The organism is Herbaspirillum sp. WTB6, from assembly GCF_057457785.1.
In genome coordinates this window covers 2,293,786-2,307,243 of record NZ_CP176522.1, presented here as the reverse complement: position 1 = coordinate 2,307,243, position 13,458 = coordinate 2,293,786, and the positions used below count along the sequence as shown (strand labels likewise).

Genomic DNA, 13,458 nt, shown 5'->3' with positions numbered 1-13,458 from the left:
TGATTCTCAAGGGAAATGAAGCGATTTTCTGTATCATTGCCCAATGTCAATTTTTCACAGCATCAAGTTCCGCATCGTCGCCCTGGGCGTATTGCTGGTCATGTCCGGCGTCTGCGTCCGGCTGTGGGTTGCACTGCCGTTCGCGCAGGATCTGCTGCGCGACCAGGTGGCGGACCAGCAATCCTCGATCGCCTCCTATGTGGCGCGCGACATCGAGCTTGCCATCCGGGAGCGGCGCGCGCTGCTTGCCGAGTTGGGCTCCGCGCTGCCGCTCGCGCTGCTGCGGCAGCCACAGCAACTGGCGGCCTGGATTGCCGAGCGGCAGCGGCTGAACCCCTTATTCAATAAAGGACTGTGGGTGCTACCGCCGGATGGCATCGGCGCGCTGGCCGAACATCCGGCAGCCGGACGCAACAAGCTGCGCTATGCGGATGCCGACTGGTTCCAGGCGGCGTTGCGCGCGGAAGCGCCGGTGATGGGCAAGCCGCAGCGCGGCCGCATCAGCGGCGAACCGGTCCTGATCATGGCACAGGCGGTGCGCGATACAAGTGGCCGCGTAGCGGCAGTGCTGGCCGGGGTGGCCGCGCTCGATACGCCCGGCTTCCTCGATTTGCAGGATATCCGCCTGGGCGCCAGCGGCGGCTTCCTCGTGATTTCGCCGGCCGACCAACTGTTCGTCGGCGCCAGCGATCCCGCCATGGTGTTAAAGCCAACCCCGCCGGCCGGCGTCAACCCGCTGCACGATCGGGCCATGGCCGGCTACCGCGGCACCGGCACCACCATCAACGCCAACGGCGTCGAGGAACTGTCGGCAATGGTGACGGTACCCAGCACCGGCTGGTTTGTCGTCGCCCGCATCCCGACCAAGGAGGTGTTCCATCCGATTGCCGCCATGCGCAGCTTCACGCTGCAGGCCACGCTGGTAATGGGAGCGGTCGTGATTGCGGCCCTGCTGGTGCTGTTGCCGCTCATGCTGCGGCCGCTGACCGATGCCGCGCGCTCGATCCGCGACATGGCCGATGGAAAGCGCCAATTGGCACCGCTGCCGATCAGGCGCCGGGACGAGGTCGGCGACCTGCTGCTCGGTTTCAATCATCTGGTGGCGCGGCTGCATGAAAAGGAAGAAGCACTCAAGGCGAGCGAAGCGCGGCTGGGATTCATGGCGCACCACGACGCCCTCACCGGCCTGTGCAACCGCACCATGCTGGAAGACCGTCTGCAGCAAGCCCTGGCGCATGCCGAGCGCAGCGGCTCGCATTTTGCGCTGCTGTTTTGCGATCTCGACGATTTCAAACCGATCAACGATCAGTTCGGGCATGAGACCGGCGATACCATCCTGCGCCAGGTCGCCGTGCGGCTGCGGGAAGGGCGTCGGCGCACCGATACCGTGGCGCGGTTCGGCGGCGACGAATTCGTGGTGCTGCTGACCGATCTGGACGATGCCCGCGGCATGGCGGTTGGCATCGCCCAGCAATTGCTGGCAACGATCGGCATGCCGTTCGAGGTCGACGGCAAGACCTTTACCCTCAGCGCCTCGATCGGCATCGCGCTGTATGACAACGCCAGCGCCGCCGGCGCCACCACGTCGCAATTGATGTCGCAGGCCGACACCGCCATGTATCACGCCAAGCGGACCGGGAGGAATGGGTTTTGCCTGTTTGACCAGGCGCTGGAAGCCACAGCCGTTCAACCGGCATAAGGCGCATGCCGCCGGCTTGCCGATCATGCTTGGCCGCAACGGCCAGCTAGGCCGATGGCGGCGCAGGCACCAGGCCGTATCCGGCCATGACGGCCAGCAGCTTCAGGCGATCCGGCGGACCGCCGGCATCGATGACGGCAGCCACGTCCCGGAAGTACTGGGCGCCGATATCGGGCGTCTGGATTACCAGTGCGCGGGCGGCTGCAGTGTGCGGATTGCTGAACTGATGCAGCGAGCCTTTCGGTGAAAACATCCAGTCGCCTGGCGCCAGATCACGCGTGGCGCCGTCCACCGAATAACGCAGCGTTCCCTCGAGAAGATAGATGCATTCGTCGTTTTTTGAATGGCTATGCGGCGGCGGCACGTTCGAGCCGGGCGGCACCGTCAGTTCGAACAAACCCATGCCGCCGCTGGCGGAACCGTCGATCAGGTAACGAATGGTCAGTTGACCGACCTTGATGGCGTCCTGCTGGATCATGGCTGCCTCCAGTGGCTGGCGGGTAAAAGGAAAAGAACCTGAGGTTTGACACGAGCGGCGCGGTGCCGGTTCATCGCGCAATGTCCGGCTGGCATCACGGCCAGGCACCCGCTTGCCGGCGTCAACGCTTGCGCTGCGGCGGGAAATACCACCACACCGCCGCGACGATCAACCCGAAGAGCGAGTAGCCCAGCGTGAATACCCAGGAAGGCGCCTCGTAGTACAGGGCCCGCTGCAACCAGTGCTCGATGAAGCTGCCCGCGTAAGTGGTGACTTGCGCCTTGGCGCGCAGCCACATTTCAAGCGAGGTGAGCGGACAGGTGGCGCCGAACCAGGCCTCTGCGACCACGACGGCAATCGCGGCCAAGTGCGCAAGTCTGAACCCGAAGCCATTGACCCAGTGCCAGCCACGCAGATTGCCGGCAACGATGAGAATCAAGCCGCCGACGACGAATGCAACCACGGCTACATGCAGAACAAGCACCGCATCGGCGAGCAGTTGAAATGGCATGGAGTCGTGCATTCCGGATCAGTGCGCGCCGCGTGCGGATCAGGCCACCTCAGCTCGACATTTACATGAGTATATTGCCTAGACTATCTAAATATAAGCAATAAAGCGGCAAGCATTCAGGAGTATATGGCGCAGGCGAATTCCAACGAGACGCCGGCACAGTACCTGGGTGAAGATCGAGGGCTGCGCGCAATCGCCGCAGCCATGAGCCAGGTAGCGCTGGCGCTCAGGCGGCCAGCGCCTTTTCCAGCAACACGTGCAACTGGGCGAAGTCGGGCGCGCCGACGTAGCGCTTGAGGATGCTGCCGTCCTTGCCAATGACGAAGGTGGTTGGGGTCAGCTTGACGTCGCCGAACGACTTCGCCAGCGTGTCCTGGGTGTCGAGCGCGACATGGAATGGCAGTTGCCGCGTTTGCGCGTAGTTCAGCACGTAGTTCGGCGGATCGTAGCTCATCGCCACCGCGACAAAATCCAGGCCCTGGCCCTTGTACTTGTCGTAGGTCTGGATCATTTCCGGCATTTCCTGCACGCAGGTGGTGCAGGACGTGGCCCAGAAATTCACCATCACGACCTTGCCGCGCAGGCTTTGCAGCGACAGTTTCTCACCTTTCAGGTTGGTGAAGCTGACGTCCGGCGCCTTGGGCTGCGCCGACATCGAGACGTAGCCGCCGATGGCGACGGCGGCCACCACCAGCGCGGCGGCCAGCTTGAGCCAGCGCCGTTTGCCGCCGGCGGCCGGGTCTGTTGCGGTATTCGATGCTTGCATGATGGTGCCCCCTGGCACGGAAAAACATTCACGTAAAAGACATTATAGCCAGCCGCCGCGGCGCCTGCCGGAGCGCTCCAGCCGGATTATATAATTCTGGGAGTATGATTAAAAATCACGTTTTTACGCCCGATTTATATACGATTCTGAAAATACTCCATGTCGTACGGATACAGATCGTCGAACCGGTCAGGGCCGCAGGTAGACGAAGCCCTCTTCGGCTTGCAGCCGTGCAATCTCCGCCACGCCGGACGGCACGATCGTCGCTTGCGGCAGCAGGCGCGCCGCCGGCACGTCGTGCGCGGCCAGCGTGTTGTCGCAGACGCGAAATTCGACGCCCTGCGCCGCCAGCGCCGCCACCTGCGCGTCGAACGGCTTGCCGTTGCGGTCCTTGGCGTCGGTCAGCAGGAAGCTGATGCCATCGGCCAGCGCCACCACCACGATCCGCGTCTGCGGCGCGGCGCGCAGATGGTTGCGGATATTCGCCAGGCCGCGCGCCGCCTGCGCGGTGCCGTCGACGAAGTGATACACCACCTTGACCTTGGCATCGGCTGCCAGCGCCGGGCGGCTGACGGCCAGCGTGCCAGCGGCGCTCAGCGCGGCCAGCGGCAAGCCGGCCATCAGGTTTTTCAGAAAGGTGCGACGCATTCAAGACTCCCATGAATATCAAATAATGGCCGGAATCAGGCCGGCTTCATGCCTGGCCCTGAAAACAATCGGCATAGCTGGCGGCGACCACGGCCGGAATCGGCGCGTCGATCGCCGCGCACAGCGCCCGCAGCACATCGGCACTGACCGCAGAGAGCAGCTTGCCGTCCAGCGCCACCGCCAGCCAGGCCTCCACCAACTCCGGCTTGGCCCGCGGCGCCAACTGATTGGCGCGCTCCAGCGCGGCGCGCACGGCGACGAAGCCGATCGCGCTCGCCGCCGTGAAATCCCGGGCCGTGAAGCCCAGTTGCGCACAACCGGCGGCGCCGTGCAGAAAGCGCTGCAACGCAGCGGATTCGACCACGACGGTAGCCGACGGTTCCGTGGCGCTGGCAGCCGCCACGTGCGCCACCAGCGACAGCAGCAACGCGACTTCGGCGCGCACGCCGGCGAGTGTGCCAAAGCGCACCGGCACCGCGCGCCCGGCATGCGCGCCAAGCCGACGCTGCAGGATCGTTTGCAGCACCAATTCGGCCAGCGTGACGCGCGCGTCGGCGGCGATCAACTGGTCGGCAGTCTGCAACAGGATACGCTGCTGCCGATTCGACAACTGGCGCAAGGCCGGCATCGCCAGGTCGAGCAACGGCAGGCGCGTGCTTTTCGGCCAGCGTGCCAGCGTCTGCGCCAGCCAGACCGCCAGTTTCGCCTGCTGCGGCTGGGCCGCCTGCAGCAGCGCCAGTTGCGGTGGCCGCTCGGACGCCGGGCCGAGCAGCAGCGCGTAAACCACGGCACACGCGGTTTGCGGTTCGCGCACGGCATTGCGCAGCCCGATCGGCAACCGCGACACGCCAGCCGCCGGCAAGGCCATCGTCGTTGCTGCCGCTACGGCCGGCCCGGGCTGCGGAGCCTGGGCTCCGGCTACGACCGGGCTTAAATACGGAATATCCGCCAGCATCGGCTCGCCGGCGGGCGCCGGCTCGGCGATTTCCGGCGCCTCCAGCAGCTCGACGCCACGGCCATAGATGCGCCGCAGGCGCTCGGCCAGCGGCGGGTGGGTGGCCAGCCAGCCATTCATCAGCGCTGGCCGCGCCGCGCCCAAAAACAGGTGCGACAGTTGTTCCGCATTCGAATTGTCGATGCGCGAACCGGGGCCGTCGTGGCGCGCCAAGCCGCCAATCTTGCGCAGCGCGCCGCCGATGCCGTCCGGGTTGCGGGTGAATTGCACCGCGCTGGCGTCGGCCAGGAATTCGCGCTGGCGCGATACCGCGGCCTTGATCAGGCGCCCGAAAAAAATCCCGATGTAGCCGACCACGAACAGCACCAGCCCGATCGCCACCACGATTGCCCGCCCCGCCGCGCCTTTCTCGTCGCGCCCGCGCCGGCCCCAGACGCGGGGGCCGAACTCCATCAGCGTGCGGCCGAACGCGGCCACCATCTGGATCCCGAACAGCACGCCGATCAGGTTGACGTTCAGGCGCATGTCGCCGTTCAGGATGTGGCTGAATTCATGTCCGACCACGCCCTGCAACTCGTCGCGGTTCAGGCGCGTCAAGGCGCCGCGCGTGACCGCGAGCACCGCCTGGTTCGGGTTGTGGCCGGCGGCAAAGGCGTTGATCGCCTGCTCCTGGTCCAGCAGATAAACCTTGGGACAGGCGATGCCGGCCGCCAGCGCCATTTCCTCCACCACGTTCAACAGGCGCCGCTCCGCCAGGTCGCGCGAGCCGGGCAGGACCGGCCGGCCGCCGACCATGCGCGCCACCGTGTCGCCGCCATCGCGCAAATTCCAGCTCTGGATCAGGGTACCGCCGCCGATCAGCGCCAGCGTGACGAGCGTATTGGTGGCAAAAAATCCGGCCGGATAGTCATGACTGCCGGCCAGCGGCTGGCCGTTGGCCCCGATCCAGATCAGCGCCAGCGCCAGGTTGACGGTGGCCACGATCGCGACCACCGCCAGCGCGAACAGCAGCAGCAGCGTCCTGGTCTGGCGCCGTGCGTGTTCCTGCTGTGTGAAGAAGTCCATGTGGTGATGAGCGGCCTGACCGGCGGCTGAGCCGGGGTTCAGCATCCGGTCAGGCCGGGCACGCTCAGAAAGTGACCTTGACCGGCTGCCGCTCCTGCGCCGATTCGGTGGCTTCCAGCAGTTGCCCCGGCACGAAGGCGAACATGCCGGCGACGATCGAGGCCGGGAATAGTTGCAGCGCGGTGTTGTACTCGGTGACGCCATCGTTGTAGGCCTGGCGCGCGAAGGCGATGCGGTTCTCGGTGCTGGTCAACTCCTCGGTCAACTGCATCATGTTTTGGTTGGCCTTCAGGTCCGGATAGGCTTCCGACAGCGCGAACAGCTTGCCCAGCATCGCCGTCAGCGTGCCTTCGGCGGCGGCCATCTGCTGCACCGAGGCGGCGTCGGCCGGATTACCGGCGGCGCGGGCGGTGGCGCTGACCGCCTGGCTGCGGGCAGCGATCACCGCTTCCAGCGTGTCGCGCTCGTGCTGCATGTAGCCCCTGGCGGTTTCCACCAGGTTCGGGATCAGGTCGTAGCGCCGCTTCAACTGCACGTCGATCTGGGCAAAGGCATTCTTGAAGCGGTTGCGCAGGTTGACGAAGCGGTTGTAGGCGCCCACCGCCCAAAATACCGCCAGCAGGACGATGGCCAGCGCCACGATCAGAGCGATCATGCTTCCCCCGAAAAAAAACCGCCAGACGGATTGTCTGGCGGCTTACGTTAACCCAGTTGATACCTGAAAGCAAGATTCGGACTACTTGCTGGCCTGCGCCTCCGGCTTGGCGGTCAGGTCCTGCAGCTCGGCATCGGTGATGTATTCGAACACCTTGACCACCTTCTGCACCCCGGACACGCCGCTGGCAATCGACGCCGCGCGCGCACCCTCGGGCGGCGTCACACGCCCCATCAGGTAAACCACGCTGCGTTCGGTGACGACCTTGATTGAATTGGCATAGATCACCTTGTCATCGACGAAGGAGGCCTTGACCTTGCCGGTCAACAGCGAATCATTGGAGCGCGCGGAGAAGCTGGTGGCGCCCATCACCGCCAGCTCGTTGACCACCGATTGCACGCCCTCGATGCCGGCCACTTCGCGCGCCGCCGCCGCTTTCGCCGATTCGTCGCGCACTTCGCCGGTCAACAGCACCTTGCGGTTGAAGCTGGTGACGTTGACATGGTTGCTGCTCGCACCCGGCACGTTCGCCAGGCGGTCGATCGCCTTCAGCGCGATCGCCTTGTCCTCGGTTTGCGCGCCCAGCGTGCGGCGGTCGGTCGCCGCCAGCGTGCCCATCACGGCGCCGCCCACCGCCAGCCCGAAACAGCCCTGCAGGCTGACGGCCAGCATGCCGCACAGCGCCACCGCGGCCAGCGGCCGCCGCACTGCATTCCAGCCGCGTTGTAATTTCGAGCCTGATTCAATCATGCGCATCTCCTCCAAATAAAGCGACATCGATGCCGTCGCACAGGCAGTGAATCGTCAACAAGTGGACCTCCTGGATGCGCGCGGTGCGGTCGTGCGGCACGCAGATATGCACGTCGTTGCCGCCCAGCTTGCTGCCGATCGCGCCACCGCCCCTGCCGGTCAGCGCCACCACGTGCATGTCGCGCTCCAGCGCGGCGTCGATCGCGGCCAGCACGTTGGCCGAATTGCCCGAAGTCGACAGCGCCAGCAGGATGTCGCCGGCCTGGCCGAAGGCTTGCACCTGCTTGGCGAAAATCTCGTTGAAGCTGTAGTCGTTGCCGACCGCTGTCAGGATCGAAGTGTCGGTGGTCAGCGCCAGCGCCGGCAGCGGCAATCGTTCGCGCTCGAAGCGCCCCACCAGTTCGGCCGCAAAATGCTGGCAGTCGGCAGCCGAGCCGCCGTTGCCACAGGCCAGAATCTTGTTTCCATTAGACAAGGCGGAAAACATTAGTTCCACCGCTTGTGCAATTGGCTCGGCCAGCAGTGAAGCAGCCTGGATCTTGAGTTCGGCACTTTCCTGGAAGTGCCCCAGAATGTATTGGAAATTCATGGTCGACGATTATAAAGGAGCGCAAGCCGGGCAGCGCGTTCATCCGTATCCGTATCAGTTCTCGATCGCGTTTTTCAGCCAGGTCATGGCGCCACCGTCAATTGCGATGACGTCGAAGCGGCAGGCCGGCGGCGCCCGGTAGCGCAGCAGGTAAAACTGCGCCGCCCGCAGCAGGCGCGCCTGCTTGGCCGGCGTCACGCTGGCGGCGGCGCCGCCATGGCGCGCATCGGCACGGCGCCGCACCTCGACGAATACCAGCGTCGCCCCGTCGTGCAGAATGAGGTCGATCTCGCCGCCCTTGCAGCGGAAATTGCGCTCGACCGGCACCAGCCCCTGCTGCTGCAGATAGGCCAGCGCCGCATCTTCCCCGGCCTGGCCGATGAGCTGGCGGCTGGTGCGCAAGCGCCGCAGGAGCGGGCTGAAATCCATCTAGGCGGATACCTTCAAGCGCATTGGAGCCGTTTCATTGGAAGGTGAATCGAAAATGCGCGGGCCGCGCACGACGCTAATCGGGCCGTCAGTCGTCAGCTTTCCGTTGGTCGTGCGGCTCGTGCCGGAACCTGGGCAGGTTCCAATGGTAACGCAACGACAGGTAGCGCAGGCCGAAGCAGGCCAGGATCGGCAGCCAGGTACTGGTCGCGGCCGGCCATTGGTAATGCACGCCCGCCACGGCGAGCGCGGCACCGACCAGTGCCGCCGACGCGTAGATTTCCTTCCGCAGCACGATGGCCACGCGATTCAGCAGCACATCGCGCGCCATGCCGCCGCCGACCGCCGTGATCATGCCGAGCAGGATGGCGATTTCCGCGCCGTGGCCGAAATGCAGTGCTTTTTGCGCGCCGGAGACCGCGAACAGGCCGAGGCCACCGGCATCGAACAGCAAGACCGGCTGCTGCAGCCTGCGCACCAGCGGGTAGGCGCCGATGGTCAGCAGCGCCGCGCCCAGCGCCAGCGCCAGATAGCGCCAGTCGGCAAGCCCGGCGGGCGGGATGGCGCCGATGCACAGATCGCGGAAAATGCCGCCGCCACAGGCGGTGACAAAGGCGATCGCGAGCACGCCGAACAGGTCGAGATTGCGCTGCCGGGCGGCGGTGGCGCCGCTGATGGCAAACACGAAGGTGCCGATCAGGTCGAGCAGGTTGAACGCGAACTGGCCACTCATGCGGCCAGCCCGCTGCCGCACAACCACGCCGCTGCCGCCGCCAGCATCGCCTGCAGCCCGGTTTTCAGGGTCGGGGCCAGCACCGGCGCGTATTTGGGTGAATGGTTGCTGGGAAGAGCGTTCAGTTGCTTGCTGGCCTTGGCTTGTTTATAGACCTCCGGGTCGGTGCCGCCGACGATCCAGAAGACATAGGGAACGTTCCAGCGCCGGCCAAAGACGCTGAAATCCTCACTGGCCGAGGCGGGCGCCGTTTCATAGGCGTTCGCGCCGAATTGCGCCTGGAACGCCTGCACCACGCGGGCGGTGGCGGCGGCGTCGTTCTCGGTCAGCGGATAGCTGCTCAGGCTGCTGAACTCTGGCTCGCGCGGCGCGTCCGAGGCCCGGCATTCGGCGCAGCAGATGCGCCGCACGGCCGCCAGCATGTGTTCGCGCACGTCTTCGTCGTAGGTGCGGATATTCAGCTTGATCGTGGCATCGTCCGGGATGATGTTTTCCTTGGTGCCGGCCTGTAGCGCGCCGATCGTCAGCACCGCGCTCTGCAGCGGCCCGATCTCGCGCGACACGATCGTCTGCAAGCGCATCGTGGTGGCCGCCGCCATGATGACCGGATCGATCGCCGTCTGCGGCTGCGAGCCGTGCGAACCGCGTCCGAACAGCTTGACCTTGAGGCTGTCGCCGGCCGACAGGATGATGCCGCTGCGATAACCGACGGTACCGGCGGCGCCGACCATCACATGCTGGCCGAGGATCACATCGGGCTTCGGAAAGCGCTGCGCCATGCCGTCGTCCATCATCCCTTGCGCGCCGCGCGACACTTCCTCGCCCGGCTGGAACACCGCCAGCAGCGTGCCCTGCCATTGCCGGCGCTGGGCAGCCAGCACGCGCGCCGCGCCGATCAGCCAAGTCACATGCAGGTCGTGTCCGCAGGCATGCGCCACCCCCACTTCCACGCCCTCATCGTCCGTGGCCGTGACGGTGCTGGCATACGGCAAACCGGTGGCTTCCGTGATCGGCAGCGCGTCCATGTCGGCGCGCAACATCACGGTCGGGCCGTCGCCGTTGCGCAATACGCCCACCACACCGGTGCCACCGATGCCGGTCGTCACTTCGAAACCGCACGCGGCCAGCGCATCGGCGGCGATCTTCGCCGTCCGCACCTCTTGCATCGACAGTTCTGGATGGCGGTGCAGGTCCTGGTAAATCGTGGTCAGCTCCGGGATCTGCCGCTCGATGTCGGCCTGCGCGGCGGCGATGAAGGGATGCATTGCCATCTCCCAAGGATGCATTGAAACGTCCGACCCGGGTGCCATTTCCATCGGACGCCGCACGCACACATCCGCGCCGCGGTTCGTGGTCCGGAATCGCAAAACGCCATGTTGATTATTTACTATAGCGTGGCGCCGGCGTTTTTCCATGCTTTTTTGCGGTGAAGGCACAGGCAATATTGGGGCTGTGCCGCCAAGCATGGCTCATGGTGCGGCCAGTGGCTGTACGCGGCCGTCACGGTAGACCGCCTGCGTTTCGATGCGCTGGAAGCCGGCAGGGCCTGCGCCAAAGCTGACCGCCAGCCGGCCGGTGACGCCATCGAGCCCGAAACTAGTACCGCCGGCGGCGATTTGCCGCGCCACCCGGTAAGCGTCGATGCCGAGCGCATACAGCCGCTCGAGGTCGGCGCTGCGCTTCTGGTCGGCCGCCACCACCGGATGCGGATACACCATCACCGCCGGGTGATCCGGCTGCAACTGCCACGGGATGTCGACCAGAAGCGCGCCATTCATTTCATTGGCCGGCTCGGCCGTGACCCACTCGGCCGGAGTCAGCGGATTCAGTTGCGAGGTGCCGTACAGCGCGATGTCATCGCCGATGGCGACCCGCAATTGCCGCGCCTGGCCGGCGTCGAGCGCGACGAACAGCGCCTGCGGCTGCTCGGCCGCGATCCGCTGCCGCAGTTGCACCAGCCCGCCCGGCGCGAGGGCGCCGCCGGCCAGGCTCAGCTCCATGCTTTGCGTGCGCAAGCCGGTGGCTTGTGCCTGGAGCGCGAAGGCGCGCGCGGCGCGCTGCTGCCAGGCGATGCCGCTCGACAGCACGAACACCTTGGCCATCGGTTCGGCGGCGCCGATCCAGTCAGCCACCTGGCGCGCTTCATCTTCCAGCGACAGCCCGACCACCAGCATGCGCGGCGGCAGCGGCGCTTCTTCCGCGCCGCCCTGGCCGGCAGGCTGCGGCTGCGCCAGCGCAATCGTCGGCCGCCTCACATTCCCGCCCTGCGCCACGGCGGCAACCTCGGAACGCGACAGCGGTCCGATCACCAGATCGAACTGGTCGACGGCGGCGGCATAGGCCGGCAACAGTTCCGACGGCGCCTCGCCGCTGTCCAGCACGCTCAGGGTGACGCCGGTCGGCTCGCGCTCATGCGCCGCCAGCACGCCGGCGCGCACCGCGCCCGCCGCTGCACCCAGCGTCGCCGAGCGCAATGGCAGCAGCAATGCGATGCGAGTCGGAGCCGGCACGGCCGGCAGCGGCTGCACCTGCAGCACGTTCTGCGCCAATTGCAGCCGCTCGCCGGCGGTTGTATTTGCCGGCACGGCAGCGCACAATCCGCACCATGCCAGCGTCAGCAGCGCTTTCACCGACCTGTACCACATCGCCACCTCCCGATGATCCACCACGCTTCCGATATTTCCGCTGCCTTGCCGATCATGCGCGAGGTGGCGCAGCAGACCTATCCGTTGTCAACATTATATGTTCTGGCCACACCGATCGGGAACGTCGGCGACATCACGCTGCGCGCGCTGCACGTGCTGACGCTGGTGGACGCGGTCGCCTGCGAAGATACGCGCAACACCGGCCATCTGCTGGGCCGCTACGGCCTGTCGAAACCGCTGATAGCCGCCCATCAACACAATGAGCGCACGGTAGCCGAGCAGATCGTCGCCCGCCTGCAGGCCGGTGCACGCATCGCGCTGGTATCGGATGCCGGCACGCCCGCAGTGTCCGATCCCGGCGCACGCATTGTCGATGCCGTGCTGCAGGCCGGCCTGCGCGTGCTGCCGCTGCCAGGCGCCTCGGCCGCGATTGCCGCGCTGTCCGTCTCGGGACTCGTCAACGAGCATTTCCATTTCGTCGGCTTCCTGCCGGCCAAGGCGCAACAACGCGCCAGTGCGCTGGCCAACTTGCGCGCGCTGCCGGCCACGCTGGTGCTGTATGAAGCGCCGCACCGCATCGTCGAGACCGTGGCGGCGCTGGCGTCGGCCTTCGAAGGCGCGCGGCAAATCGTGTTCGCACGCGAACTCTCCAAGCTGTTTGAAGAAATCCACCGCTGCCCGCTGGCCGAGGCCGGCGCCTGGCTGGCGGCCGATCCACACCGGCAAAAAGGCGAATTCGTGTTGTTGCTGGAAGGCGCGCCGGCCGCCGGCGACGCCGAAGCCGCAGAGGCTGAACGCATCCTGCGCATCCTGCTGGGCGAATGCACGGTCAGCCAGGCGGCGGCGCTAGCTGCGCAAATTACCGGCCAGAAAAAAAACGCGCTGTATCAGCGCGCCCTGCAAATCAAGGCAGAGTAATACAATCGCACGCCGCATTCTTCGGCAACACTCTTTCGCACAGGAAACACGGGAAGCTGCCCAGCCCGATGCGAAACGGTGCCAGGCTACCGCGCGTCCGGCCGCTTTGACTTACTGCCGTTCGCGACCTAAATTGACCATGCGGCGACCGGACAGCGTCGGTTGCGCCTGGGCCGCTCGCAAGCCGATCGCAGAGGCGGCATGACTTGACTGCCAGTGGAGGTTCTTCAAACAAGGGGTGCAACGCCATTCTCAACCTCAAGGAGAATTTGCATGGCCAAGTACATTGTGTTGGTCAACTGGACTGACCAGGGTATCCGCAACGCAAAAGATACCGTCAAGCGCGCTCAAGCGTTCCGTGAAATGGCCAAGTCGATGAAAGTCAAGGTCGATGAATTTTTCTGGACGCTTGGCCCCTACGATCTCGTCTGTTCATTCGACGCCCCGGACGACGAAACCGTGACCCGGCTCGGCCTGATGCTGGGCATGCAGGGCAACGTCCGAACGATCACCTTGCGCGCGTTCGGGGAAACCGAAATGGGGCATATCCTGCAAAAACTGGCTTGAGCGGGAGTTTCATCACCTCAATCGTGCCGACAGGCCCAAGCGCACTGTCA

At 65.6% G+C, this 13,458-nt stretch carries 15 protein-coding genes; 3 read left to right on the top strand and 12 right to left on the bottom strand.

The window, feature by feature from the left end; all coding sequences use genetic code 11:
* The first annotated feature begins 43 nt into the window (after positions 1-43).
* Positions 44-1,699: a diguanylate cyclase domain-containing protein gene (locus ACK2VC_RS10755; protein ID WP_486730344.1), complete on the top strand. Its 1,656-nt coding sequence runs from the start codon at positions 44-46 to the stop codon at positions 1,697-1,699.
* Positions 1,700-1,745: 46 nt separating this feature from the next.
* Here the strand turns inward: ACK2VC_RS10755 and ACK2VC_RS10750 are convergent, their stop codons facing one another.
* The 12 genes from ACK2VC_RS10750 to ACK2VC_RS10695 form a co-directional block, all read right to left on the bottom strand.
* Positions 1,746-2,177 carry a cupin domain-containing protein gene (locus ACK2VC_RS10750; RefSeq protein WP_486730343.1) on the bottom strand — a complete coding sequence of 144 codons (432 nt, stop codon included), beginning with the start codon at positions 2,175-2,177 and terminating at the stop codon, positions 1,746-1,748.
* Between the two features lie 121 nt (positions 2,178-2,298).
* The gene (locus ACK2VC_RS10745) at positions 2,299-2,688 is read right to left on the bottom strand and encodes a DUF2784 domain-containing protein (RefSeq protein ID WP_486730342.1); all 390 of its coding nucleotides are present in this window, start codon (positions 2,686-2,688) and stop codon (positions 2,299-2,301) included.
* A gap of 226 nt (positions 2,689-2,914) precedes the next feature.
* A complete protein-coding gene (locus ACK2VC_RS10740; protein WP_486730341.1) occupies positions 2,915-3,454 on the bottom strand; it encodes a TlpA family protein disulfide reductase in 540 nt (179 codons plus the stop codon).
* 189 nt (positions 3,455-3,643) lie between these two features.
* Positions 3,644-4,102, bottom strand: coding sequence for a DsrE family protein (locus tag ACK2VC_RS10735; protein WP_486730340.1), 459 nt, complete (start codon positions 4,100-4,102; stop codon positions 3,644-3,646).
* Between the two features lie 46 nt (positions 4,103-4,148).
* Positions 4,149-6,122: a M48 family metallopeptidase gene (locus tag ACK2VC_RS10730; RefSeq protein WP_486730339.1), complete on the bottom strand. Its 1,974-nt coding sequence runs from the start codon at positions 6,120-6,122 to the stop codon at positions 4,149-4,151.
* 64 nt (positions 6,123-6,186) lie between these two features.
* Positions 6,187-6,777, bottom strand: coding sequence for a LemA family protein (locus ACK2VC_RS10725; RefSeq protein ID WP_486730338.1), 591 nt, complete (start codon positions 6,775-6,777; stop codon positions 6,187-6,189).
* Between the two features lie 81 nt (positions 6,778-6,858).
* A complete protein-coding gene (locus ACK2VC_RS10720; RefSeq protein WP_486730337.1) occupies positions 6,859-7,527 on the bottom strand; it encodes a BON domain-containing protein in 669 nt (222 codons plus the stop codon).
* Positions 7,520-8,116 carry a phosphoheptose isomerase gene (locus ACK2VC_RS10715; protein WP_486730336.1) on the bottom strand — a complete coding sequence of 199 codons (597 nt, stop codon included), beginning with the start codon at positions 8,114-8,116 and terminating at the stop codon, positions 7,520-7,522. The genes ACK2VC_RS10720 and ACK2VC_RS10715 overlap by 8 nt, the downstream gene beginning before the upstream one ends.
* A 54-nt stretch (positions 8,117-8,170) precedes the next feature.
* Complete coding sequence (locus tag ACK2VC_RS10710) at positions 8,171-8,545, bottom strand: YraN family protein (protein WP_486730335.1); 375 nt, start codon at positions 8,543-8,545, stop codon at positions 8,171-8,173.
* 88 nt (positions 8,546-8,633) lie between these two features.
* Positions 8,634-9,278, bottom strand: a complete 645-nt coding sequence (locus ACK2VC_RS10705; protein WP_486730334.1) for a trimeric intracellular cation channel family protein — start codon at positions 9,276-9,278, stop codon at positions 8,634-8,636.
* Entirely contained in the window at positions 9,275-10,543 is a 1,269-nt protein-coding gene (locus tag ACK2VC_RS10700; protein ID WP_486730333.1) for an amidohydrolase, read from the bottom strand. The genes ACK2VC_RS10705 and ACK2VC_RS10700 overlap by 4 nt, the downstream gene beginning before the upstream one ends.
* 204 nt (positions 10,544-10,747) lie before the next feature.
* The gene (locus ACK2VC_RS10695) at positions 10,748-11,923 is read right to left on the bottom strand and encodes a penicillin-binding protein activator (protein WP_486730332.1); all 1,176 of its coding nucleotides are present in this window, start codon (positions 11,921-11,923) and stop codon (positions 10,748-10,750) included.
* Between the two features lie 12 nt (positions 11,924-11,935).
* On the opposite strand from ACK2VC_RS10695, the gene rsmI reads away from it, so the two are divergent.
* Together rsmI and ACK2VC_RS10685 are read left to right on the top strand one after the other, a co-directional pair.
* On the top strand, positions 11,936-12,841 hold the full coding sequence (rsmI, locus tag ACK2VC_RS10690) for a 16S rRNA (cytidine(1402)-2'-O)-methyltransferase (protein WP_486730331.1): 906 nt from the start codon (positions 11,936-11,938) through the stop codon (positions 12,839-12,841).
* Between the two features lie 273 nt (positions 12,842-13,114).
* Complete coding sequence (locus ACK2VC_RS10685; protein ID WP_486730330.1) at positions 13,115-13,408, top strand: GYD domain-containing protein; 294 nt, start codon at positions 13,115-13,117, stop codon at positions 13,406-13,408.
* The last annotated feature ends 50 nt before the right edge of the window (positions 13,409-13,458 follow it).

Coding starts and splice junctions, on each gene's coding strand:
- ACK2VC_RS10720 (WP_486730337.1), bottom strand. CDS start 7,527: ATGATTGAATCAGGCTCGAAATTACAACGCGGCTGGAATGCAGTGCGG.
- ACK2VC_RS10700 (WP_486730333.1), bottom strand. CDS start 10,543: ATGCATCCCTTCATCGCCGCCGCGCAGGCCGACATCGAGCGGCAGATC.
- ACK2VC_RS10715 (WP_486730336.1), bottom strand. CDS start 8,116: ATGAATTTCCAATACATTCTGGGGCACTTCCAGGAAAGTGCCGAACTC.
- rsmI (WP_486730331.1), top strand. CDS start 11,936: ATGATCCACCACGCTTCCGATATTTCCGCTGCCTTGCCGATCATGCGC.
- ACK2VC_RS10730 (WP_486730339.1), bottom strand. CDS start 6,122: ATGGACTTCTTCACACAGCAGGAACACGCACGGCGCCAGACCAGGACG.
- ACK2VC_RS10710 (WP_486730335.1), bottom strand. CDS start 8,545: ATGGATTTCAGCCCGCTCCTGCGGCGCTTGCGCACCAGCCGCCAGCTC.
- ACK2VC_RS10750 (WP_486730343.1), bottom strand. CDS start 2,177: ATGATCCAGCAGGACGCCATCAAGGTCGGTCAACTGACCATTCGTTAC.
- ACK2VC_RS10705 (WP_486730334.1), bottom strand. CDS start 9,278: ATGAGTGGCCAGTTCGCGTTCAACCTGCTCGACCTGATCGGCACCTTC.
- ACK2VC_RS10745 (WP_486730342.1), bottom strand. CDS start 2,688: ATGCCATTTCAACTGCTCGCCGATGCGGTGCTTGTTCTGCATGTAGCC.
- ACK2VC_RS10755 (WP_486730344.1), top strand. CDS start 44: ATGTCAATTTTTCACAGCATCAAGTTCCGCATCGTCGCCCTGGGCGTA.
- ACK2VC_RS10695 (WP_486730332.1), bottom strand. CDS start 11,923: ATGTGGTACAGGTCGGTGAAAGCGCTGCTGACGCTGGCATGGTGCGGA.
- ACK2VC_RS10740 (WP_486730341.1), bottom strand. CDS start 3,454: ATGCAAGCATCGAATACCGCAACAGACCCGGCCGCCGGCGGCAAACGG.
- ACK2VC_RS10725 (WP_486730338.1), bottom strand. CDS start 6,777: ATGATCGCTCTGATCGTGGCGCTGGCCATCGTCCTGCTGGCGGTATTT.
- ACK2VC_RS10685 (WP_486730330.1), top strand. CDS start 13,115: ATGGCCAAGTACATTGTGTTGGTCAACTGGACTGACCAGGGTATCCGC.
- ACK2VC_RS10735 (WP_486730340.1), bottom strand. CDS start 4,102: ATGCGTCGCACCTTTCTGAAAAACCTGATGGCCGGCTTGCCGCTGGCC.